24 protein-coding genes are annotated in these 22,104 nt (G+C 63.3%); 13 read left to right on the forward strand and 11 right to left on the reverse strand.

Going from position 1 to position 22,104, the window contains the following annotated elements; genetic code table 11:
• Nucleotides 1-168 precede the first annotated feature (168 nt).
• Nucleotides 169-1,029, forward strand: a complete 861-nt coding sequence (locus CAK78_RS14130) for a DMT family transporter (protein ID WP_176452798.1) — start codon at nt 169-171, stop codon at nt 1,027-1,029.
• Between the two features lie 348 nt (nt 1,030-1,377).
• Here CAK78_RS14130 and CAK78_RS14135 read toward each other — a convergent pair whose 3' ends face one another.
• Both CAK78_RS14135 and CAK78_RS14140 read right to left on the reverse strand, forming a co-directional pair.
• Complete coding sequence (locus tag CAK78_RS14135; RefSeq protein WP_094697676.1) at nt 1,378-1,818, reverse strand: VOC family protein; 441 nt, start codon at nt 1,816-1,818, stop codon at nt 1,378-1,380.
• Between the two features lie 144 nt (nt 1,819-1,962).
• Complete coding sequence (locus CAK78_RS14140; RefSeq protein WP_094697677.1) at nt 1,963-2,634, reverse strand: SDR family oxidoreductase; 672 nt, start codon at nt 2,632-2,634, stop codon at nt 1,963-1,965.
• Between the two features lie 124 nt (nt 2,635-2,758).
• On the opposite strand from CAK78_RS14140, the gene CAK78_RS14145 reads away from it, so the two are divergent.
• Nucleotides 2,759-3,649 carry a LysR family transcriptional regulator gene (locus tag CAK78_RS14145; RefSeq protein WP_094697678.1) on the forward strand — a complete coding sequence of 297 codons (891 nt, stop codon included), beginning with the start codon at nt 2,759-2,761 and terminating at the stop codon, nt 3,647-3,649.
• On the opposite strand, the gene CAK78_RS14150 is transcribed toward CAK78_RS14145, so the two are convergent.
• Entirely contained in the window at nt 3,640-4,530 is an 891-nt protein-coding gene (locus CAK78_RS14150) for a hypothetical protein (protein WP_176452795.1), read from the reverse strand. The two genes, CAK78_RS14145 and CAK78_RS14150, sit on opposite strands and share 10 nt — an antisense overlap.
• A gap of 65 nt (nt 4,531-4,595) precedes the next feature.
• The gene (locus CAK78_RS14155; protein ID WP_005308882.1) at nt 4,596-5,819 is read right to left on the reverse strand and encodes an Nramp family divalent metal transporter; all 1,224 of its coding nucleotides are present in this window, start codon (nt 5,817-5,819) and stop codon (nt 4,596-4,598) included.
• 237 nt (nt 5,820-6,056) lie between these two features.
• Here CAK78_RS14155 and rpsF point away from each other — a divergent pair, with 237 nt between their 5' ends.
• From rpsF to CAK78_RS14175, 4 genes are all read left to right on the forward strand, one after another.
• A complete protein-coding gene (gene rpsF, locus CAK78_RS14160; protein WP_005308887.1) occupies nt 6,057-6,443 on the forward strand; it encodes a 30S ribosomal protein S6 in 387 nt (128 codons plus the stop codon).
• 30 nt (nt 6,444-6,473) lie between these two features.
• A complete protein-coding gene (gene rpsR / locus CAK78_RS14165) occupies nt 6,474-6,704 on the forward strand; it encodes a 30S ribosomal protein S18 (RefSeq protein ID WP_094697679.1) in 231 nt (76 codons plus the stop codon).
• A 52-nt stretch (nt 6,705-6,756) separates the two neighbouring features.
• A complete protein-coding gene (gene rplI, locus CAK78_RS14170; RefSeq protein ID WP_005308892.1) occupies nt 6,757-7,203 on the forward strand; it encodes a 50S ribosomal protein L9 in 447 nt (148 codons plus the stop codon).
• Between the two features lie 100 nt (nt 7,204-7,303).
• Nucleotides 7,304-8,044: a ferredoxin--NADP reductase gene (locus CAK78_RS14175; RefSeq protein ID WP_094697680.1), complete on the forward strand. Its 741-nt coding sequence runs from the start codon at nt 7,304-7,306 to the stop codon at nt 8,042-8,044.
• Nucleotides 8,045-8,097: 53 nt separating this feature from the next.
• Here the strand turns inward: CAK78_RS14175 and CAK78_RS14180 are convergent, their stop codons facing one another.
• Together CAK78_RS14180 and CAK78_RS14185 are read right to left on the reverse strand one after the other, a co-directional pair.
• Nucleotides 8,098-8,430 (reverse strand): hypothetical protein, encoded by a 333-nt coding sequence (locus CAK78_RS14180; protein ID WP_017782190.1) that lies wholly within the window; start codon nt 8,428-8,430, stop codon nt 8,098-8,100.
• Nucleotides 8,431-8,463: 33 nt separating this feature from the next.
• Nucleotides 8,464-8,742: a hypothetical protein gene (locus CAK78_RS14185; RefSeq protein ID WP_094697681.1), complete on the reverse strand. Its 279-nt coding sequence runs from the start codon at nt 8,740-8,742 to the stop codon at nt 8,464-8,466.
• Between the two features lie 274 nt (nt 8,743-9,016).
• Here CAK78_RS14185 and CAK78_RS14190 point away from each other — a divergent pair, with 274 nt between their 5' ends.
• On the forward strand, nt 9,017-10,021 hold the full coding sequence (locus tag CAK78_RS14190; protein ID WP_176452796.1) for a Preprotein translocase subunit SecY: 1,005 nt from the start codon (nt 9,017-9,019) through the stop codon (nt 10,019-10,021).
• Nucleotides 10,022-10,028: 7 nt separating this feature from the next.
• On the opposite strand, the gene CAK78_RS14195 is transcribed toward CAK78_RS14190, so the two are convergent.
• A complete protein-coding gene (locus tag CAK78_RS14195) occupies nt 10,029-10,439 on the reverse strand; it encodes a VOC family protein (RefSeq protein WP_094697682.1) in 411 nt (136 codons plus the stop codon).
• 28 nt (nt 10,440-10,467) lie between these two features.
• Complete coding sequence (locus CAK78_RS14200; RefSeq protein WP_005308905.1) at nt 10,468-10,635, reverse strand: hypothetical protein; 168 nt, start codon at nt 10,633-10,635, stop codon at nt 10,468-10,470.
• 56 nt (nt 10,636-10,691) lie between these two features.
• Here CAK78_RS14200 and CAK78_RS14205 point away from each other — a divergent pair, with 56 nt between their 5' ends.
• Genes CAK78_RS14205 through gshA form a run of 4 tightly spaced genes read left to right on the forward strand, consistent with a single transcriptional unit; the run spans nt 10,692 to nt 16,591 of the window.
• Nucleotides 10,692-11,666 (forward strand): NADP-dependent oxidoreductase, encoded by a 975-nt coding sequence (locus CAK78_RS14205; RefSeq protein ID WP_176452797.1) that lies wholly within the window; start codon nt 10,692-10,694, stop codon nt 11,664-11,666.
• Nucleotides 11,663-12,100 carry a YqaA family protein gene (locus CAK78_RS14210; RefSeq protein ID WP_017785611.1) on the forward strand — a complete coding sequence of 146 codons (438 nt, stop codon included), beginning with the start codon at nt 11,663-11,665 and terminating at the stop codon, nt 12,098-12,100. Before CAK78_RS14205 ends, CAK78_RS14210 begins: the two co-directional genes overlap by 4 nt.
• Before the next feature lie 19 nt (nt 12,101-12,119).
• Nucleotides 12,120-14,933 carry a M16 family metallopeptidase gene (locus CAK78_RS14215; RefSeq protein ID WP_094697684.1) on the forward strand — a complete coding sequence of 938 codons (2,814 nt, stop codon included), beginning with the start codon at nt 12,120-12,122 and terminating at the stop codon, nt 14,931-14,933.
• A 59-nt stretch (nt 14,934-14,992) separates the two neighbouring features.
• Nucleotides 14,993-16,591 (forward strand): glutamate--cysteine ligase, encoded by a 1,599-nt coding sequence (gshA, locus tag CAK78_RS14220; RefSeq protein ID WP_094697685.1) that lies wholly within the window; start codon nt 14,993-14,995, stop codon nt 16,589-16,591.
• Nucleotides 16,592-16,687: 96 nt separating this feature from the next.
• On the opposite strand, the gene CAK78_RS14225 is transcribed toward gshA, so the two are convergent.
• Nucleotides 16,688-18,478 (reverse strand): AMP-dependent synthetase/ligase, encoded by a 1,791-nt coding sequence (locus tag CAK78_RS14225; protein ID WP_094697686.1) that lies wholly within the window; start codon nt 18,476-18,478, stop codon nt 16,688-16,690.
• Between the two features lie 185 nt (nt 18,479-18,663).
• Between CAK78_RS14225 and CAK78_RS14230 the strand changes: the two genes are divergently transcribed.
• Nucleotides 18,664-19,209, forward strand: a complete 546-nt coding sequence (locus tag CAK78_RS14230) for a hypothetical protein (RefSeq protein ID WP_094697687.1) — start codon at nt 18,664-18,666, stop codon at nt 19,207-19,209.
• Between the two features lie 23 nt (nt 19,210-19,232).
• On the opposite strand, the gene rimI is transcribed toward CAK78_RS14230, so the two are convergent.
• Together rimI and CAK78_RS14240 are read right to left on the reverse strand one after the other, a co-directional pair.
• Nucleotides 19,233-19,682, reverse strand: a complete 450-nt coding sequence (rimI, locus tag CAK78_RS14235; protein ID WP_094697688.1) for a ribosomal protein S18-alanine N-acetyltransferase — start codon at nt 19,680-19,682, stop codon at nt 19,233-19,235.
• A gap of 54 nt (nt 19,683-19,736) precedes the next feature.
• On the reverse strand, nt 19,737-20,216 hold the full coding sequence (locus CAK78_RS14240) for a DNA polymerase III subunit psi (protein ID WP_094697689.1): 480 nt from the start codon (nt 20,214-20,216) through the stop codon (nt 19,737-19,739).
• A gap of 237 nt (nt 20,217-20,453) precedes the next feature.
• Here CAK78_RS14240 and CAK78_RS14245 point away from each other — a divergent pair, with 237 nt between their 5' ends.
• Complete coding sequence (locus CAK78_RS14245) at nt 20,454-22,061, forward strand: ATPase RavA domain-containing protein (protein WP_094697690.1); 1,608 nt, start codon at nt 20,454-20,456, stop codon at nt 22,059-22,061.
• The last annotated feature ends 43 nt before the right edge of the window (nt 22,062-22,104 follow it).

The following is a 22,104-nucleotide window of genomic DNA, read 5'->3' on the forward strand; positions in this document are numbered from 1 at the left end:
AACGGGTGCCTGGCGCCATGTTAGTGGGTACCCTCTGAGTGATTAATCGGCAACAGTTGATGGATAGGTTTTAAAAATGGTCTTTTACCCCATTAATACAGAACAAGATTCAGCGATTGAGCCGTTGAGCCATTTTATTTGCGTTCGTCAGACGAGCGGTTGTCGCTGATGGAGTTGTTGCGCAAGCGGTTCGCACTGGACCTGCAAACCTTCGCCATCCTCACCCTGGTGCTGGGCAATCTGGCCCAGGCCTTCTCCGACGTGCTGGTCAAGCTGATCGGCCCCGGTTTCAGCCCCTTCCAATACATGTTCCTGCGCCAGCTGCTGACCCTGCTGGTGCTGCTGCCCTTCATGCTGCGGGTGCCGCGCTCGGCCTGGGGGCTGGGTGCCTGGAAGTGGCACCTGCTGCGCGGCCACCTCTGCCTGCTCGGCGGCGGTGGCATGATGCTGGCCCTGACCCAGCTGCCGCTGGCCACGGCCAACGCCATCTTCTACGTCTCCCCGCTGCTGACGTTGCCGCTGGCGGCTTGGTTGCTCAAGGAGAAGATCCACCCCAGAGTCTGGCTGCTGAGCGGCATGGGGCTGCTCGGGGTGGTGTTCGTGCTGCGGCCGGGGGATTTCCATCTGGCCGGGCTGGGCGCCTTGGTGACTGCCTTCACCCTGGCGCTGTTCAACATCACGGGACGCAAGTTGCCGGCCGGGATCTCGGTGGTGGCGACCCTGTTCTGGGCCAACCTGCTGGCCATGCCGCTGACCGCGGGTCTGGCGGTAGGTCAGTGGCAGCCGGTGGACTGGCGGCTGCTGGTGCTGATCGGCGGCAGCGGCGTCATGCAACTGCTCTATCACGCCAGCTGCTTCTATTCCTATCGTCAGGTGGAGGCCAACCGCATCGCGGCGACCGAGTACTCGGGCCTGATGTTCGTGGTGCTGCTGGGGGTCTGGCTGTTTGGCGAGATCCCGGCGTGGAACCTCTGGGTCGGGGTGAGCTTCATCCTGCTGGCCATTCACTGGCAGCGCCGGTTGCGCTGAGGCCAGGCCGGCAGCAGGCTGCCGGATGAGAAAAAGGCCTCCTATGAGGCCCCTCTCTGTCATGGCCGGGCAAACCGGGCTGGCTGGGCGGCCTGTTGCTATCGGAATCCTGTCGTGACCCCTGCCATCCTGCTGCCGCCCTGATTATCCTGGTGATCCGCCTCGGTTAGGGGAGGCGGCGCACTAGCGGCTAAGTCGATGCCGTGGCTGGCAGTCAGACAGAGGCTCGCAGATCATCTCACCGCTGGCGAGTCATTCAAAATGGGCTTCATGGGGATATGACCATGGGTGACCGGCTAGCCCGGTGGCTCATGGCGATCGCCCTCTTGATGAAACGCCGTCTCTTGCTCATCTATTTCCCCCTTGGTCGGTGTCAGGCTGGGCAAAGGTCGTCTGGGTGAAGCGCAGTTCGATAGATACCCCGTTGTTATCCCTCAGAAAGATCTGCAGTTCGTTGCGCTCCGGTATGACCCGGCTGACGAAGGGCACCTCCAGTCGCTGCAGGCGGGCCTGCGTTTCGACAGGATCCGAGGCGCTCAGCGAGATGTGATCAATGCAGCCGCTACCTTGCTCCGTCTCCCGTTTCCCCAGATAGTCGGTCAGTCCTTGGCCCTGGGTGTTGGCAACGATGTGCAGCAGGGGGCGCCCTCCTGCGTAGAGCCAGCAACCCGGAAAAGGAAAGGGGGGCCGCCCCCCTTCCTGCAGGCCGATGGCATCGCGATAAAACCCTATGGTCTGCTCCAGTTGATCCGTGCGAAGGGTGACGTGGTCGATGGCATGTATGGTCATATGGCCTCCTGTCGAGTCGGCATAGGGGTGAAGGGGCGTCGTCTGGCAGGCTGGGGCCTTGTCCGTCCGCTTCGCTCCTGAACTTGGGTGAACAACCGCTGCAGTGCTGCGAACAAGGGGCTGACGGCCCTTGCATGCCCCCCCTCAGTTGATCAGGGCGCCGCCATCGATATCTATGGTGGCGCCGGTCATGAAGGGGTTGTCGATGGCCAGCAGATAGCCGGCGGCAAGATCTTCGGCGCGGCCGTGCCGACCGGCCGGCAGGCTGGCGGCTGCCCGGCCCAGCATGGCCTCTCGCGCCTCGGGCGCCATGGCGGCGTAGGCCTCGGTATCGGTCAGCCCCGGACTGACCACGTTGACCCGGATGGGGGCCAACTCACGGGCGAGCAGCCTGGCGGCGGCTTCGAGCGCGGCATTCATGGTGGTCTTGACCAGGGTGCCGGGCACTGTCTTGCGGGCCAGGAACCCTGTGGTGAGGGTGATGGTGCCGCCGGGGGCCATATGCGGGGCCAGGCTGCGAATGACCGCCAGAGTGCCCCAGAACTTGGTGTCGAAGGCCGCCTTGGCGGCGGTGAGATCCTGCTCGAGCAGAGGCCCACCAGGCGCCTGGGAACCGGCGGTAATGACCAGGTGATCCAGCTGGCCCAGATCGGTCAAGAGGTTATCGATTGAGGTCTGGTCCGTGATATCCAGGCCGCTCTTGCGGCTGGCGACGATGACCTGACCGGGGCGCTGGCGCAGGGCATCGGCGACGGCGCGGCCGATACCTGTGTGGCCACCGATGACAAGGGACAGGGTGTGTTGATGAAATGCCATGGCAATGTTCCTCTCTGAGACGGCGGGGGATCCGCGCCTGTGTCTGCTGGAGAAGATAGATGTCACGGTGTATTTTGATAATTGCCGCAAAATCTAAAACATAATTCGGATTATCAATACAATCATGCTCGAGAACCTCAATCTGTTCCTGGTCATAGTGGAAAAAGGGGGGCTGGCCGCCGCGGGGCGTGAGCTGGGCTTCTCCCCGGCAACCGTCTCGGAGCGGCTGGCTTCCTTGGAACGTTACTACGGTACGACCCTGCTCAGCAGAACCACTCGCTCCATCAGCCTCACCGAAGAGGGGCGCCTGTTGCTGGAGGAGGGGCGCCATCTGCTGGCCCAGGCCGAGGGGCTCAAGCGCCGTCTGCGCGATGGCGGGGATGAGATGAACGGGTTGCTGCGCATCAGCGCCCCTCATGATCTGGGGATCAGCCGGCTGGTGCCGCTGCTCGATCGCTTCATGGCACAACACCCGGGGATCACGCTGGATCTCAACCTGACCGATGGCTATCTGGATCTGGTGGGGCAGGGGATCGATCTTGCCCTGCGCTACGGAGAGCTGGCCGACAGCACACTGCGCACCCTCTCGCTGGGGGAGAACCGCCGGATCGTCTGTGCCTCACCCGCCTACCTGGCGCGCAAGGGGGAGCCCCGCCATCCGGAAGAGCTTGCCGATCATGACTGCCTATTGATGCGTTTCGGAGAACATCCGGAGCGCTGGTGGTCTTTTCAGGTCGAGGGCGTGGTGAAGCGGGTGATGGTGCAGGGGCGGCGCATCAGTAACAACGGTTATCTGGTGCGCCAGTGGTGCCTGCAGGGGGAGGGGATCTGCCTCAAGTCCCGCTGGGATGTGGGGGAGGATCTGAGCCGTGGCCGCCTGGTGGAGATCCTGCCCGGGTTCGCCGCCCCGGCGTCACGGCTGCAGATCGTCTACCCCTCCGGGCGGCATCAGCCGCGCCGGGTGCGCGCTCTGATCGACGCGCTGGTCGCCGAGTTCGGACGCCCTCAGGGGTAGACCCGGGTCATCATGACAAACCCCTCTGCATCGGCGGTGAGGCTGGTCTCGATCCGTCCCAGCTCGGCCAGCGTGGCCACATGTGTGCCGCCGCAGGGGATGGTGACCTCCCGCCCTTCCAGCGGGCAGAGCCAGTAACGGGAGTCGATGATCGATTCGCCAACCCGGCTGCGGCGGATCTCGCCTCCGGTTGCCAGCCAGTCGGCCAGCTGGCGATTGATGTGCGCTTCAATTTGCGCCAGATCTGCCAGCAGGGCCTCGCTGTTGACCCCCTTCTTGCGCAGGCTCTTGCCGATCCGGTACTGCTCGCGCGAACCCATGGGCTCGACCCGCGAGGTCTGGATGGCGAGGCGATCGAAATCGGGCTGCTCCAGCGCGTCCCGCTCGCTCACCTCCTTGCGCCAGTAAGGCATCAGCGCCCGGTTGAGCGCGAGGGCCGCCAGGTGGCAGCCGCTGTGGCCCAGGCTCAGGGCGTGGCGGGCCTCGGCATCCACTTGCAGCGTCACCTGACTGCCCACCGGCAGCGCACAGTGGCCGGCCAGCGGGTGCACCACCACGAAACGCCACCCTTCCGCGCCCCGCTTGACCGGGATCGCCTGGTCGACGAACAGCTCCCCATCCGGGCTGATGGCCCCCATGCGACAGGGACCGACGGCCGCGTCGCCACCCTCCCAACGCACTGTGCCCACGTCACCCGGCTGATCGGGCCAGAGGTGGCTCTGGGGATGAAAGGGGGTGAGGTCGGTGACCAGCAGGCTGGTGTCGCCGCTCTGGCAGCAGATGACGCTGGCCTGCTCCTGGTGGTGGCCCAGCACGAAGCTGGCTCGGGTATGTGACATGGATGGCTCCCGCAAATCGAAGAGGAAGAGAGCAGCCAGCATACGCCAAAGCGCAGGCCGGCTCATTAACCTCGGTTAACGAGCCGGTCTTGGGAGCGGGTGGTGGGCTAGATCATGGCGACCAGCAGGTAGGCGTTGAGCCCGATCACCAGGGCGACGATGAGGCGGCCGAGCGCCTGGGTCACCGGGTGGTTGCGATACTCCCCCATCAGGGCGCGATCGCCGGTCAATATCAGCAGCGGGATGAGCGCCAGCGCGATGCCGAAGCTCAGCACCACCTGACTCAGCACCAGGATTTCGGTGGTGTTGAGGCCCATGGCGATCACCACGAAGGCGGGAGCCATGGTGATGGCGCGGCGCAGCCAGAGCGGGATGGTGAAGCGCACGAAGCCCTGCATCACCACTTGCCCGGCCAGCGTGCCCACCACGGTGGAGCTGATGCCCGAGGCGACCAGCGAGAGGCCGAACAGGGTGGCGGCTGCCTGGCCCAGCAGCGGGGTGAGGGTCTGGTAGGCCGACTCCAGCTCGGCCACCTGCTGGTTGCCGGAGCTGTGGAAGGCGGCCGCCGCCATGGCCATCATGGCCAGGTTGACGAAGCCGGCGATGGTCATGGCGATGGCCACGTCGACCCGGGTGGTGTGCAGCCGCTGGGGGACCGAGCCCTGATCCTGGGTGTGCTGGGTCAGCGCCGAGTGCAGGTAGATGACGTGGGGCATTACGGTGGCACCGAGCACGCCGGCCGCCAGATAGACGGCGTCGCTGTTGGGCAGGCCGGGGAAGAGGGCCCCTTCCAGCAGGCTGGGCAGATGGGGGCGGGAGAACACCAGCTCGACGATGTAAGCCGCCGCCACGAACAGCAGCAGGCCGCCCACCACGAACTCCAGCGGTTTCTGGCCGCGGGACTGCAGCATCAGAATGCCCCAGGTGACCACGGCGGTGATGCCGGCCCCTTCCAGCAGGGTGACCCCGAGCAGCAGCTTGAAGCCGACCGCGGCCCCGATGAATTCGGCCAGATCGGTGGCCATGGCGATGATCTCCGCCTGTACCCAGTAGGCCCAGACCGCCGGCTTGGGCAGTCGGTCGCGAATGTGTTCCGCCAGGTTCTTGCCGGTGACGATGCCGAGCTTGGCCGAGAGAGTCTGCACCAGCATGGCCATCAGGTTGGCCCACACCACCACCCACAGCAGCTGGTAGCCGAAGGTGGAGCCGGCCTGAATGTTGGTGGCGAAGTTGCCCGGATCTATGTAGCCGATGGCGGCGATAAAGGCCGGCCCGAGCAGGGTCAGTTTGAATTTGCGGGCCGGGATGGCCGTGGTCAGCGCGGGTTGCATGGGTTCAGCCTCCATAAGTGCATGGAGATAGAATAAATCTAAATGATAATTATTATCAATTGAAGTTTTGTATTGTTCCCATAGATAAAAACATCGGCGGTGGCTGGTTGCAGTGAGGGATGGGATTTCGTACAATACGCCGCCCTAGAAAAGCAGCGTCTAAACACCATTATGTTCCTTGCCTCCGAGGTCTGGCTGCACCTGGGCGGAGGCTGAATTAATCCGTAAGGAGCTAAAATGCGTCATTACGAAATCGTCTTCATGGTTCATCCGGACCAGAGCGAGCAAGTACCTGGCATGATCGAGCGTTACACCGGCGCCATCACCACCTCCGGTGGTACCATTCATCGCCTGGAAGATTGGGGCCGTCGTCAGCTGGCTTACCCGATCGACAAACTGCACAAAGCCCACTACGTTCTGATGAACGTAGAAGCAGAGCAAGCCGTTATCGATGAGCTGGAAACCAACTTCCGCTTCAACGATGCCGTTATCCGCAACATGATCATGCGCACCAAGCACGCCGTGACTGAAGTTTCTCCGATGGCCAAGGCCAAGGAAGAGCGCTTCACCCGTCGTGACGACGAGCGCCGCGAAGAAGCTACTGAAGCTGCTTCCGAAGAGTAATTCTGGATCACTGACTAGAGGATAAAGGCCATGGCACGTTATTTCCGTCGTCGTAAGTTCTGCCGCTTCACCGCCGAGAACGTTACCGAGATCGACTACAAAGATATCGTTACTCTGAAAAACTACATCACTGAATCTGGCAAGATCGTACCGAGCCGTATCACCGGTACCTGCGCCAAGTATCAGCGTCAGCTGGCACGCGCCATCAAGCGTGCTCGTTACCTGGCTCTGCTGCCGTACACCGATCTGCACAACAAGTAAGAATCGGTCCGGCACTTAAGCCTAACTCAACGAAATTTATAGAGGAAAGGTAATGCAAGTTATCCTGCTCGACAAAATCGCCAAACTGGGCGGTCTGGGTGACCAAGTTTCCGTGAAAGCTGGTTACGCCCGTAACTTCCTGATCCCGCAAGGCAAAGCTGTTATGGCCACCAAGGCCAACATCGAAGCTTTCGGTGCTCGTCGCGCTGAGCTGGAAGCCAAACTGGCTGCCAACAAAGCTGCTGCTGAAGAGCGTGCTGCCAAGCTGGCCGAACTGGCTACCGTGGTTATCGCTTCCAAGTCTGGCGACGAAGGCAAGCTGTTCGGTTCCATCGGTACCCGTGACGTGGCTGAAGCCATCACTGCTGCCGGCGTAGCCGTTGCCAAGAGCGAAGTCCGCATGGGCAACGTTCTGCGTAACACCGGTGACTACGAAGTTGCTGTTCAGCTGCACGCTGACGTTAAAGCAACCGTACAGATCCAGGTTGTTGCCCTGTAATAGCGATTCGCTTTTGCAGAAAAACCCGCGCACTTGCGCGGGTTTTTTATTTTCAGGCCCGGGGGTAGAGTAAAGACCTGTTCCTCTGGAGGAGATCCCTATGGCCTGGGTCGAAGGTCGCGTCCTTGAACGCATCGAGTGGACGCCCACCCTGTTCTCCCTGCGTGTGGCGGCCGAGCTGGCCCCCTACAAGGCGGGGCAATTCACCAAACTGGCCCTCGAGCAGGGCGATCGCCGCATCCAGCGGGCCTATTCCTTCGTCAATCCGCCTTCGACTCCCTACCACGAGTTCTATTTCGTCGAGATCCCCGATGGAGAGCTGACTCCGACCCTGGGTTCCCTGCGGGCGGGCGACAGCCTGCTGGTGCAATCCTTGGCGACCGGTTTTCTCACCTTGGACGAGGTGCCGGCCGGGCGCGATCTCTGGCTGCTCTCCACCGGGACCGCCATCGGCCCCTTCCTCTCCATGTTGGCGGACGGGGAAGCCTTTGCCCGTTTCGAGAATCTGGTGCTGGTGCACGGGGTGCGCAAGGGGGAGGAGCTGAGCTATCGGGAGCTTATAGCGAGCTTTGTCGAGCGTCATGGCGAGCGTTTTCGCTACGTCCCCTTCGTCAGCCGTGAAAGCTGGCCCGAGGCGATGGAGGGGCGGATCCCGGCCGCCATCGCCGATGGTCGCCTGCAGGCGCGAGTGGGGCTGGAATTTGCTCCCGCGCTGAGCCAGGTGCTGATCTGCGGCAACCCGGCCATGGTGAAGGAGACCCAGCAGACCCTGTTGTCATTGGGGTTGGCCAAGAACCTGCGGCGGGCCCCCGGCAACATCAGTGCCGAGAATTACTGGTAGGAAAAACGAACAAGGGGCCATGGGCCCCTTGTTCATGCACGCCGGCGGTCAGATCAGTGCTTCTTGTTGCCGTGGCCCTTGTCCTTATCTTTGAACTTGTCATGTCCCTGCCCCGGGTTGTTGCCGCTGTGGATGCTGCGGTTGTAGTGATCCCGGTACTTGCCGTCGATCTTGTCGCAGTTGAGCTTGATGCGGCTGTCACCGATGCCGAGATCCAGGCAGTTGTGCTGCCACCAGTCGTACTCCTTGTCATCCCAGTCGACGTTCAGCTTGATGTTGTCGGTGGAGAGCCGGATGCCATCGCCATCCTTGGAGTGGGGCGGGGCGGCAAAGGCAACCCCGTTGGCCAGCAGCAGAGAGAGCAGCAGGGCGCCTTTGTTGAACATGGTTGAATGAGTCATGACGAAAGTTCTCCTTGGTTACTGGCCGGTGCCCTGGGTGGCGGGCATCTGGTTGCTGCCGGGGGGAGCATTGCGGTGCTCTTCATCGTCGAAGCTGACCCTGCTTTCCCGGCATGGCGTCTGGGTGCCATCGTTCATTCCCGGCTCGAAGCAGTTGGTCGATGACCAGCCAAATTGCTTGTCATCCCAGTCCCGGTTGAAGGTTAGTGCATCGACGGAAAATGCCGTACCACCTTCCTCCTCATACTGCGGTGCTGCCAGCGCGGCGCCGGCAACCAGAAGCAGGGGCAGTAACAAGCTAGTCGTTCGGTTCATTGTGGCCTCGGTGGTTGGTTGTTGCGGGTCAGTGTATGCCAGTCTTGCTGAATCCGGGCAGAATCAGGCTCAATCTTCCATGCTACGAGAGTCGGCAGTGAGTGTATCGACTTTTTGCGGCCGATTTGTCCGTTTTGGTCGCACTCTGGGCAACTGACCAAGGATCTGGTGCAATTATGGTGATTGTCCTTCTCTCGAGGAGTCTGCTGACTATAATCGGCAGCCAACTTTTCCTGCATATCGCGCCCGCTTTCTCATGACCACACAGCCTTCAGCCGTGCAGCGCTACCCCAAGGGGTGGTTCGCACTGACCACGGTGTACAGTTTTACCGGCTTGGCCATTCTGGCCTCCATCGTCTTCTCCCTGCTGCTGTTTCTCTCCATCGACGAGAATCCCTTGATGAAGTGTCTGTTCGGTGGCCTGGCCATCATCTTCGAACTGGGCAAGTTCTACGTCTGGTATGAATACGGAGAGTGCAAGGCGCGTCGCGATCTGGGCGGGGCCTTCTGGTCACTGCTGTTCTACAGCGTGCTGGCGGCCATCTCCATCGGCGGCAGCATAGGCGGCATCAACAGCGCCACCAACACCATTCTCAACCAGCAGGCGCGCCATGAGCGGGAGATCGCCCGCTTCGACGAACAGATCGCCAGCATAGAGCGGCAGATCCAGCTCAACGAGGAGGCGGCCCGCAAGTACATCGAGATGGCGCGTATCTCCAGCGGCGTCAGTGGCCTGCAGCAGGCCAACACCAAGCTCAGGCTGCGCCAGGACGAGCTGCGCCAGGAGCGCGACGCCAAGCCCGTCAACGAGCAGTCCTCCATGCTGGGGTTGATGAGCAGCCTGGCGGACGGGGTGGGCATGAGCATCAGCCAGGTGCAGTTTCTGCTGGTCTGCTTCCTCTCGGTGCTGCTCGACGTGTTCGGCGCCTTCTTCGTCAGCCTGATCGGCGAAGAGAACCGCTTTCGCCGCAGCTGGCTGTGGCAGCGGGATCGCGAGCGGGAACAGGTTGTGCTGCAGCAGGCGGAGGCCGCAGCCATGGCACAGCTGCTGCCCGGCCGGCCGGAGCCCGAGCCAGAGGTGGTGGAGCAGGTGCGCAGCGCGCTGGAGAGCGGCGATCTCAAGTGCAGCAAGCGCAGCGTCGCACAGGCGCTGTCGCTATCGCTGGAAGAGGTGGATCGGGTGTTCCAGCATCTGCTGGCCCAGGGCGTGCTGGGACAGGGCAGCAACCGCCACTACCATCTTCGTACCGAGCAGGGATGAATCCGGCTCAGTCGAACCAGGTCAAGCCCTCATAGGGCTGCTGCCTGAGGGATGCAAGCCTGCTGTCCAGGTTGCCGGCATGGATTTCCAGCTGATGTCCGTCAGGATCCTTTATGTAGAGTGAATCCCCTTCGCTGCTGTTCGTCTTCCACTCCACAACACCTGCCGCACCTGCCGCGCGCAGACGGGCGCAGAAGGTGGGAAACTGCTCAGGCGAGATTCCGAACGCGACGTGGCTGTAGTCTCTTGCCGGTTGGGGGGAATCACAGGAAAGACAGATCCACAGGTTGCCGAGGGTGAGATAGGCTCCGCGTGCCCATCTCACCCTGGGGCGACACCCCAGCAAGTCGACATAAAAGGCAAAGCTCCTGTCGAGATCACCGGTTGCCAGCGTGAGATGGTTCAGTCCATGCAGCATCTTCTCTTCTTCCCCTTGTCCATGAACCCTAGTGAGTGAGCACCATCATCAGGCTGAGGAAGGCGGCCAGTCCGCCACCGATGCCGATGATCCAGTAAAACCCCTTGGCCCCCTGCTTGAGCGGGATGCGGAAGTAGAGCAGAAACGCCCACCACCCCAGGGCCAGCAACAGAGGAATAAGAAACATTCGAGCCATGGTGTCCTCGCTGTTATTCTGTTGACCCTTGATCAATCAACAGGATGGATTGTGCAATGACGCAGCTACAGATTACCGCATTCGGCGCCCCCTCGGTACTCAGGCTCAACCCTTCCCAGGACAAGGTGCCTGCCGAGGGCGAAGTGCGGGTGCGCATCTGCTTTGCGGGGATTAACCCCATCGATGCCAAGACCCGGGCCGGCCTCGGCTGGGCGGCGGCGCAAAACAAGGAGAAGCTGCCCTGGACGCCGGGCTATGACGTGGCCGGCGTGGTCGAGAAGGTCGGCCCTGGTGTCGGCTCGCTGGCCGAGGGGGACAGGGTGTGCGGCATGGTGGGCTTTCCCCTCACCGCCGGCGGCTACGGCGAGTCCGTGGTGGCGCGCGAGGAGGAGCTGGTCAAGCTGGAGGAGCTCGCTCTGAGGCAGGGGGCGGCGCTGCCGCTGGCCGGCCTCACCGCCTGGCAGGGGCTGTTCGAACACGGCGCCCTCAAGGCGGGGCAACGGGTGTTGATCCTGGCCGGCGCCGGCGGCGTCGGCCATCTGGCGGTGCAGTTTGCCAGCGCCTATGGCGCCGAGGTGGTGGCGACGGCGAGCGGTGACAACCACAGCTTCCTGCACGCGTTGGGGGTCAGCAAGATGGTGGATTACCACCATGCAGACTGGGCCGCTCAGGTGGTGGCCGACGGTCCGGTCGATCTGGTGCTGGATCTGGTGGGTGGCGAGAGCGGCAAGGCGGCGCTGGCCTGCGTCAAGCCGGGTGGCCGGCTGGTGACGGTACCCACCATCACCGCGCAGCAGATCAAGGATGCCGCGGCCGGCAGCGCCATCGAGGTGCTCGGCATGCTGGTGCATCCTGACCGCCAGCAGCTGAGCCAGATGCTGATCCTGCTGCGCCAGGGGGAGGTGCAGATCACCATCTCCGGCGAATTCCCGCTGGCGGAAGGGGCCCTGGCCCATCAGGCCATCGAGCAGGGCCACGTGCGCGGCAAACTGCTGCTGCGCATGCCCGCCGCGGATGAGCTGGCCGGATGAATGGCATCACCGAACTGGGGCTCGGCTGGCTGTTTCTGAGCGCGTTCACCTCCGCCACCCTGCTGCCCGGCAGCTCGGAAGTGTTGCTGGGGGCCATGGCGACCAAGGGGGAGTGGAGCATGGCCAGCCTGCTGCTGTGGGCGACGCTGGGCAACACCCTCGGCTCCATGACCACCTGGTGGCTCGGCTGGCTCGCCACCTTCAAGAAAAAACCGGAAGATTTTCAAGGCCGTGGGGAACAAAAAGCCCTCGGTTGGCTCAAACAACATGGCCACTGGTGTCTGCTGCTGGCCTGGACGCCAGTGGTCGGCGATGGTCTCTGTCTGCTGGCCGGCTGGCTGCGTCTCTCCTTCTGGCGCTCTCTCATTCTCATCGGGCTCGGCAAATTGTTGCGTTATGCCCTGGTCTTTCTGCTGGCCAGGCAGATCTTCTAGCTTCACTCACGAGGTAACCGTGAACAAACTCATTCCATTAAGCATGCTTCTGGGCCTCTCTCTGCCCGTGCTGGCGGCACCCACCCTGGTGTCGGAACAGGTCAAGGAAGAGGGCAAGCTCGGCATTCCCTATCAGATGTACAAGCTGGACAATGGCCTGACCGTCATTCTGGCGCCCGACCGATCGGATCCCCTGGTGCACCTGGACGTCACCTATCACGTGGGCTCGGCCCGCGAGCAGGTGGGCAAGTCCGGGTTCGCCCACTTCTTCGAGCACATGATGTTCCAGGGCTCCAAGCACGTGGGGGATCAGGAGCACATGCGGATCATCAACGAGGCCGGTGGCGACATGAACGGTACCACCAACAAGGACCGCACCAACTACTACGAGACCGTGCCGGCCAACCAGCTGGAGAAGGTGCTCTGGCTGGAGGCCGACCGCATGGGCTTCTTGCTCGATGCGGTGAGCCAGAAGAAGTTCGAGATCCAGCGCGCCACCGTCAAGAACGAGCGGGCCCAGCGCATCGACAACCAGCCTTACGGCCTGGTGAGCGAGAAGGTGGGGGAGGCGCTCTACCCGCGTACCCATCCCTACTCCTGGCAGCCCATCGGCTATGTGGAGGATCTCGACCGGGTCGACGTCAACGATCTCAAGCAGTTCTTCCTGCGCTGGTACGGCCCCAACAACGCCACCCTGACCCTGGGCGGCGACTTCGACACCAAGCAGGCGCTGGCCTGGATTGAGAAGTACTTCGGCCCGATCCCGCGTGGACCCGAGGTGGCCGAGCCGACCCCCGAGCCGGTGACCCTGCCAGAGACCCGCTACGTGACGCTCGAGGACAAGGTGCACCTGCCGCTGCTCTACATCAGCTACCCGACCGTGTCCCTTGGCGATGCGCAGGAGCCGGCCCTCGACATGTTCGCCGACGTGCTGGGCGGCTCCGCCAGCTCCATGCTCTACCAGTCGCTGGTCAAGAGCGGCAAGGCGATCGATGCGGGGGCCTCCCACTACTGCGAGGAGCTGGCCTGCACCCTCACCGTCTACGCCTATCCCAACCCGGCGGTGGATGGCAGCCTGAAGACCCTCAAGAGCGAGGTGGACAAGGTGATCGGCGAGTTCGCCGGTCGCGGCCTCAAGCCGGAGGATCTGGAGAAGGCGATCAACAGCTATCGTGCCTCGGCCATCTGGGGCCTGGACAGCGTCTCCGGCAAGGTGAGCCAGCTCGCCATGGGCCAGGTGTTCGCCCAGGATCCCAACTATGTGTTCAAGAGCCTGGACGCCATCGGCAAGGTGACGCCGGAGCAGGTCAAGGCCGCCTACGACAAGTTCATCCTGAACAAGCCGGCGGTGGTGCTGAGCGTGGTGCCCAAAGGCAAGAACGACTGGCAGGCCGCCAAGCCCAACTTCACCCCGGCCAAGCGCGAGCTGCCGGATTACGCCAAGCATGACAAGGTGCTGGCCGAGCGGCCGGTGAAAGACGACTTCGATCGCAGCGTGCAGCCCAAGGCGGCCGATGCGGTGAGCGTCAAGGTGCCCGCCATCTGGCACGGCAAGCTCGACAAGGGGATCGAGATCATCGGCACCCAGAGCGATGAAATCCCTGCGGTTTCCATCATGGTTGCGCTGCCGGGTGGCATGCGGGCCGAAGGCAAGGGCGAGCTGGGGCTGGCCAGCCTCACCGCCAGCATGATGGGGCAGGGCTCGGTGCGTCTGACCGAGGCCCAGCTCAGCGACGAGCTGCAAAAGCTAGGCTCCAGCGTCAGCGTCTCCAGCGCCCAGTACAACAACCTGGTCACCATCAGCAGCCTGGCCGACAAGCTGCCACAGACCCTGGCGCTGGTGCGCGAGGTGTATGAGCGGCCCGGCATGCGCGAGGCCGACTTCGAGCGGGTCAAGGCGCAGATGCTGCAGGGGATGAAACAGAGCGAGCAGCAGCCGGAGTGGCTGGCGGGTCAGGCCTTCCGCGAGCTGATCTACGGCAAGCAGAACCGCCTCGGTCAGCCTGGTGACGGCGTGCTGGCCGACGTGGAGAAGCTGACTCTGGCGGACGTGAAGCGCTTCTACCAGAACTACTACAACCCGACCAACGCCAAGGTGGTGGTAGTGGGTGACGTGACCCAGTCCCAGGTGGAGGAGCAACTCGGCTTCTTGACCCAGTGGAAGGGGGCCGCGCCCTCTCTTGGCAGCCTCAAGCCCGAAGGCGAGCAGGCCAAGCCGGGCATCTATCTGGTGGACAAGCCGGGGGCGCCCCAGTCGGTGATCCGCATCGGCCGCCGCGCCATGCCGTTCGATACCACGGGTGACTACTTCACCGCCGGGCTGATGAACTTCAACCTGGGCGGCAACTTCAACAGCCGTATCAACCTCAACCTGCGGGAGGACAAGGGCTATACCTATGGGGCCAGCTCGGGCTTCTCCGCCAACCGGGAGGTAGGCACCTTCGCCACCGGCGCCAACGTGCGGGCCGATGCGACCGTGGATGCCATCCGCCAGTTCCTCAAGGAGATGGACAACTACCGCAAGAGCGGTCCGACTCCGGTCGAGCTCGCCTATATGCGCAGCGCCGTCTCCCAGCAGGATGCGCTCTCCTACGAGACGCTCGGCCAGAAGGCGGGCTTCCTGCTGCAGATGATCATGTATGACCTGAAGCCGGACTATGTGCAGGCCCAGAACAACCTGATCAAGACGGTGTCGGCCGAGACGCTCAAGGCCAGTGCGGCACGCTGGCTTGACCCGGCCGAGATGGTGATTGTGGTGGTGGGGGACAAGCAAAAGCTTGAAAAACCCCTGCAGGAGCTTCATCTTCCCATCTATCCGCTGCAGCTGCCCTGAGGGCGCTACATAAAAATAGTGCCGCCCCCCTGTGGGGCGGCCACACATGAGCCGTGAATATGACTACGACAAGCTTGTCACTCACCGAGTTGTTGACCGCCCTGGGTTCGCCGGAACGGCTGACCGCCCTCAAGGGGATCCGGCGCGGGATCGAACGTGAATGTCTGCGCATCACCCCACAGGGGACCCTGGCCCAGACCGATCACCCCAGAAGTCTGGGCTCGGCACTGACCCATGCCAACATCACCACCGACTACTCGGAGAGCCTGCTGGAGTTCATCACGCCGGCCACCGACTCCATCGACAGCCTGCTGGAACAGCTTGGCGACATCCACCGTCACACCATTCATCACCTGGGTGATGAGCGGATCTGGCCGCTCTCCATGCCCTGCTTCGTCGGCGACGAGGAGAACATCCGGCTGGCCCAGTACGGCAGCTCCAACATCGGCCGGATGAAGACCCTCTACCGGCAGGGGCTGAAGAACCGCTACGGCAGCCTGATGCAGGTGATCGCCGGGGTGCACTTCAACTTCTCCATGCCGGACAGCTTCTGGTGCGAGTGGCAGGAGCTGGTGTGCGAGGGGTGCTGCAGCCAGCGCTTCATCTCCGACAAGTACATGGGGCTTATCCGCAACGTCTACCGCTTCGGCTGGCTGGTGCCCTACCTGTTCGGCGCGTCGCCGGCCATCTGCGAATCCTTCCTCAAGGGGCGCAAGAGCAACCTGCCGTTCCAGAAGACCGGCAAGGGTACCCTCTACCTGCCCTACGCCACCGCGCTGCGGTTGTCGGATCTGGGTTACACCAACAGCGCCCAGGCGGGGCTCAAGATCAGCCACGACAACCTGCCGGCCTATGTGAGCAGCCTGCGCCGCGCCATCAACACCCATGATCCCGACTTCGCCAGGATCGGCGTCAAGGTGAACGGTGAGTACCGCCAGCTCAACGACAACGTGCTGCAACTGGAGAACGAGCTGTACGCGCCGATCCGCCCCAAGCGCACCCCGCGCAGCGGCGAGAAGCCGTCCGACGCGCTGGAGCAGCGTGGCATCGAATACATCGAGCTGCGCACCGTGGACGTCAACCCTTTCACCCCGTACGGCATCGAGGTGGATCAGATCCGCTTCTTCGACCTGTTCCTGGTCTGGTGCCTGCTGCGTCCGTCCCCTGTGCTGGATGACGAAGAGATCGCCCGCAATCGCCGCAACCAGACCAAGGTGGTGCTGGAGGGGCGCCGTCCCGGCCTCGAGCTGGAGGGCGAACAGGGCAACCCCATCGGCCTCAAGGAGTTCGGCCTCAAGCTGTTCGACGAGCTGGCCGAGGTCGCCGCGCTGCTGGATCGCTGCTGCGGCCGCAACCGCTACCGCGAGACGTTGGCGATGCACCGCGAGAAGCTGCTCAATCCCGAGCTCACCTACTCCGCCCGCCTGCTCAAGCAGCTGCTGGAGAGCGGCAAGGACAACGGCGCCTTCGCCGACGAGCTGGCGAGCCGCTACCGGGAAGAGATGCTGGCTGGCGAGCTGCAGTACTGGGACGAAGCCTACTTTGCCGGCGAGGCACGGGAGTCGCTGGCCAAGCAGCGGGAGCGGGAGCGCAGCGACAGCCTGTCATTTGACGACTTCCTGGCCGACTACTTCGGGACCAGCAAGACCCCGGCCTGATGACAGGCAACAAAAAAAGCCGCTCTTGAAGCGGCTTTTTTATTTCCGGAAATCCGAGTGGTAATCAGACGTGGTGGTAATCAGACGTGGTTGTACTCAGACATGGTTATACATGGCCTCGATCTCGCTCTGGTACTTGGACTCGATGATCTTGCGGCGCAGCTTCATGGTGGGGGTCAGCTCCCCCAGCTCCATGGAGAAGGCGCTCGGCAGCAGGGTGAACTTCTTCACCTGCTCGAACTTGGCCAGCTCTTTTTGCAGATCCTGGATGCGCGCCTCGAAGAACTCCACCACCTTGGAGTGGCGCAGCAGTTCGGTCTTGCAGTGGTACTGCAGGTTGATGGAGCGGGCGTACTCCTCCAGCGACTCGAAGCAGGGCACGATCAGCGCCGACACGAAGTGGCGGGCATCGGCGACGATGGCGATCTGCTCGATGAAGCGATCCTTGCCGATGGTGCCTTCCACCAGTTGCGGCGCCACGTACTTGCCGTTGGAGGTCTTCATCAGCTCCTTGAGGCGCTCGGTGAAGTAGATGTTGCCTTCGCCGTCGAGCTCGCCGGCATCGCCGGTGCGCAGGAAGCCATCCTCGGTCATCACCTCGGCAGTGGCCTCGGGCTTGTTGTAGTAGCCGCGCATCACGGTGGGGGAGCGCACCAGCAGCTCGTTGTTCTCACCCAGCTTCACCTCGATGCCGCTGAGCGCCGTGCCGATGGAGCCCAGCTTGAACTGGCTGTCTTCGTAGCAGCAGACGGTGGCAGTGGTCTCGGTCATGCCGTAACCGTACTTGAGGTTGAGCCCCATGGCCTGGAAGAAGAAGTTCACCTCGTCGGCGAGGCGGGCGCCGGCCACCGGCAAGAAGCGGGTACGGCCGCCGAAACGGGCGCGCAGCTTGCGAAACACCAGCCGCTCGGCGAGCCAGAGCTGGCCGTAGAGCAGGGGGGAGGCGCTCTTGCCCGCCTGGCGGGTAGCGACCATCTGCTTGCCGACCCGGGTGGCCCAGCCGAACAGGGCCTGGCGCAGGCGTGGGGCCTGGGCGACGCGAGCCTGGATCATGGCGTAGGCCTTCTCGTAGAGGCGCGGCACGGCGCACATCACGGTGGGCTGCATCTCGCCGATGACATCCATCACCTTCTGCGGATCGCGGATGTAGACGTTCTCGGCGCCGCAATAGAGCACGTAGTAGGTCCAGGCGCGCTCGAACACATGGCTGAGTGGCAGCATGCAGAGCGACACGTCCTGCTCGTTCAGATCAAGACGGCTGTTATGCATCTCGAAGCAGGCGGCGATGTTGGCGAAATCGAGCATGACCCCCTTGGGCTCACCCGTGGTGCCAGAGGTGTAGATCAGGGTCAGCAGATCGTCCATCCGGTACTGGCTCTCACGCTCGCGCAGCACCTGTTCGCTGGGCTGGTGATTGCCGGAAGAGAGGAACTCCTGGAAGTGGCTCGCCTGCGGGCATCCGCGCAGGTTGACGTTGCCATCGAGGGCGACGAGCTGGCGGATTTCGCCGCTTTCAATGAGTTGCAGCGCCTGGTCGAACTGGGGCTGTTCGCCGACGAACAGCACCTTGATGCCGGCATCTTTGACGATGTAGCGCAGCTGATCGAGGGTGCTGGTGGGGTAGATGGGCACGCTGACGCCGCGAGCGGCCAGGATGCCGAGATCGGCCTGGGTCCATTCAGGCATGTTGCGGGCATAGATGCCGACCATCTCGGTAGGCTGGTGGCCGGCGCGGATCAGCGCCTGGGCGCAGTAATCCATGGCCTGTCCCAGGGTACGCCAGCCGATGGCACGCCACTGGCCATCCTGTTGTACGCGCAGGGCGGCCTTGTTGCCAAGCCGGGCAATACGTTCCCGCATCAGTCGAACCAGGTGGTGTTTCGGCATCAGTCAGACATCCTCAAGTAACAGTTGTACGCCCTAAGGGGCACTGAAAAATCGCGCTGGAGTTTAAACTCTAAAATTACAGCTTACAAGTGTTCGCCATTTGTCCTGGATCACAAAGTCGTCAATCAGGAGAGCTTGAGGCATGATGGTGGCAGACATATGGAGCCATTCAGGGAGGGAGCATAATGAGTGTCGGTATCAAGGGGGTGGTGACCGGGGTATTTCTGTTATTGGCGGGGGCTGGTGCGCTCTGGTTTACGCTGGGAGGCACAGGTGGCGAGGAGGACAACCCCTGGCTGAGCGGCGCCGAAGGCTACGCCCAGGCACAGCAGCTTGCCCTGCAAAAGGGTTATCCGCTGCTCTATGTGATCGAACGCGCCAAATGTCGGCGTTGCAAGCTGCTGGATACCACCCTGTGGCAGACAGAGGAGATGGCGCCTGTGCTGGCCCGGCTGGTGAAGGTGCGCCTCAACCCGAATGCCGGGGATGGCAGCGAGCAGATCCTGCGCCGCTTCCCGCAGGTGGCAACCCCGCCCGGCATCTATGTGCAGCAGCCGGGCGAGCAGCTCAAGCCCATCAAGATAGTGGTGGATATCCAGCAGATCTGGATGCCCGGGGTGACCTGGCAGCGCGGCTTCTTCATGCCGCTCTCCGCCGCCGGCTTCGAGGCGGTGCTGCACACCACCCAAAGCCTGCAGGATCCGGCCCTCGACAATGCGCCGCTGCTCTAGTGTCGCCGCTGTAGCGCGGCGGCTTAGCCGAAGTCGAACAGGCGGGACATCAATACGGCATCTTCCCGATCCTGACCGGTGCCGTAGTAGTTGGCGCGCCGGCAGTACTCGGCAAACCCCTCGCTCTCGTAGAGGCTGATGGCGGTGCTGTTGCCGGCCCGCACCTCGAGGAACCAGGCCTCGGCCTTGTTGGCCTTGCTGCGGCTCAGGTACTCCCTGAGCAGCGCCCGCCCCAGCCCCTTGCCCTGAAAGTCGGGGTGCACGCAGATGTTCATCAGCGAGCTGTCGCCCGCCACCAGATCCGAGATGTAGAAGCCGGCCGGCTGGCCGTCGACCAGCAGCAGGCCGTTGAGATAGCGCGGCCCGAAGCAGGAGAGCAGGTTGGCCTGGCTCCAGGGCTCCTTGTGGGCAGCCTGTTCTATGGGGTAGATGAGCTCGAAGTCGGTCTCGAGCAGGGGACGAAATTGCACCATGGTGGCTCCGGGTCGGGGCGGCTGAACGAAGAGAGAAGCGGGGCGCACGGCTGGTCAGCCGAGGCGCCCCTTGAGCTGCTGCCACAGGGCCCGTTTCTGGGCCGGGCTGGGGGTGAGCGGGCAGATCAGGGCCTCTGGCCAGGCTGGATCGGCCGCCTCCAGCCAGAGCAAGGGCGGGGTGTGACCGGCAGGCAGACTGCTCAGCAGGCTGACCTCGTCGCTGCCGATGCCGAGCAACTGGCACAGATCCGCCAGCAGAACGGGGGCGGGCAGCCGGCTCGCCAGGATCCAGAGCTTGCCGCTCGGCGGCTCGCTCGGCACGGCTGGGGCGGGGGCCGCCTCCTGCAGATTTGCCTGGGACTCATTGGCCGGCGAGGGCGCAGCCTGATGGCCCGCCAGCAGGGCCGGCCGGCGCAGTTGCCAGCTAGGGATGCCCATCCGGGCCAGCAGGTGTTGCCGCAGGCGACCGGATGCCTGGTCGGGTTGCTCGGGGACGGGCTCCCGAGCCGTGGTCAGCTGCACTGGATCTTGCATGGGCGATGACTCAGTCTTGATCTGCATTGATGAAAAAAGCTCTGCGCAGGGTACACTCGAACGCGTTTTGCTGCATCTTTTGCGGTATGTTTTAGCCAGGAGAGGCGCTCCGGCGCCCGGCAACCGACCGGTGCGAGCCAGAGGCGGCCTCCCGACAATACAACAAGCAGGACAGGGAACCTTCGATCGCGTCGCGGGTGTGCCGGTTCAGACAACCCCAGTATCGGAAGTGCGCCTATGCCACCTTTAGCATCACAGAATCTTCGTCTCGCCCCCATTCACGAACGGCTGCCACGCCTGCTGTCGGCTCTCGGCGAGGGGCTTTACGAGCGCCAGGATGCCTTGCGGCTCGGCCTGCTGGCGGCCCTGTCCGGCGAGAGCGTGTTTCTGCTGGGCCCGCCCGGCATCGCCAAGAGCCTGATTGCGCGGCGCCTCAAGCTGGCCTTTCATGAGGCGCGCCACTTCGAGTACCTGATGACCCGCTTCAGCACGCCGGAGGAGGTGTTCGGCCCCCTCTCCATCCAGGCTCTGAAGGAGGATGGCAAGTACCTGCGGCTCACCGCCGGCTACCTGCCGGAGGCCGAGGTGGTGTTCCTCGACGAGATCTGGAAGGCGGGCCCCGCCATCCTCAACACCCTGCTCACCGCCATCAACGAGCGGCAGTTTCGCAACGGCGACAGCCAGCACCCCATCCCGATGCGGCTGCTGGTGACCGCCTCCAACGAACTGCCGGCCCCCGACAGCGGGCTGGAGGCGCTTTACGACCGCATGCTGGTGCGGATCTGGATGGACCGGGTGCAGGAGAAGGCCAACTTCCAGGCCATGCTGGCCAGCGACGGCCAGTCCCACCAGAATCTGCCGCCCTCGGTGCAGATCCACGGTGAGGAGTATCTGGCGTGGCAGGAGCAGATCGACCGGGTCCGGCTGCCGGACGACTGCTTCGAGCTCATCTATCAGCTGCGTCAGCAGCTCGACAGCCAGCTGGCCCACAGCTGCTACGTGTCGGATCGGCGCTGGAAGAAGGCAGTGCGGCTGATCAAGGCGAGCGCGTTTTTCAACGGCCGCGACGAGGTGGCCCCGCTCGATCTGCTGTTGTTCAAGGATTGCCTCTGGCATGACGAGGCCTCGCGTACAGCCCTGCTGGAGATGATGACCGAATTCTCCCGCCTCTACGGCTATCAGCAGCTGACCATGACCCGTCAGCTGATGGGGCTGCGGGACAAGTTCAAGCAGCTCAAACAGAGCGTGGCCCAGCGCCTGTGCTGCAAGGCCAGAAAGCGCCAGCAGTGGTTCGGGCGCCGCGCCCGCGGCATCCAGATCCCGCTGGCCAACGCCCGTCCGTTCGGCAAGCAGGTGCACTTCCACTTGCTCACCCCGGCGGCGCTGGATGGCGACGACCCGGAGCGGCTGGTGGAGACGCTGGTGTTCGACCGCACCCTGCTCTCCCACTGGCACCCCACCGGGGAGTCGCTGGTGGGCTGGCCGCTTGGCAACCCCAAGGAGGGTCACTACGAGCTGGTGCTGGACGACGAGCTGCGCCTGCACGTGCTGGATCTGCAGCGCCAGCAGATCCCGCTGGTGCTGGTGGAGCGCACCCCCATCCCCGAGGTGGTGATCACCCCCTGGCAGGCGGCCCTGACCGAGCTGCTGGCTGAAGCCGGCGTGCTGGCGCAGGAGCTCAAGCGCCAGCGCAACCTGTTCGAGCGCCATCAGCAGCACCTCTTCATCGGTCGTCACTGGCTGCAGCAGGTGGAGGACAGCTTCTTCGTGCTGAACCGGGATCTGGATCAGCTGCGCACCGACATCAGCCAGTTGCACGACCGGCTGCCGCAACTGGACGCCTGAACCATGGCGAGCGCGAAGGGGGCGGCCATGAGCCAGACCATCG

It is taken from the genome of Aeromonas sp. A35_P (genome assembly GCF_002259925.1).
GTDB lineage: Bacteria > Pseudomonadota > Gammaproteobacteria > Enterobacterales > Aeromonadaceae > Aeromonas > Aeromonas dhakensis.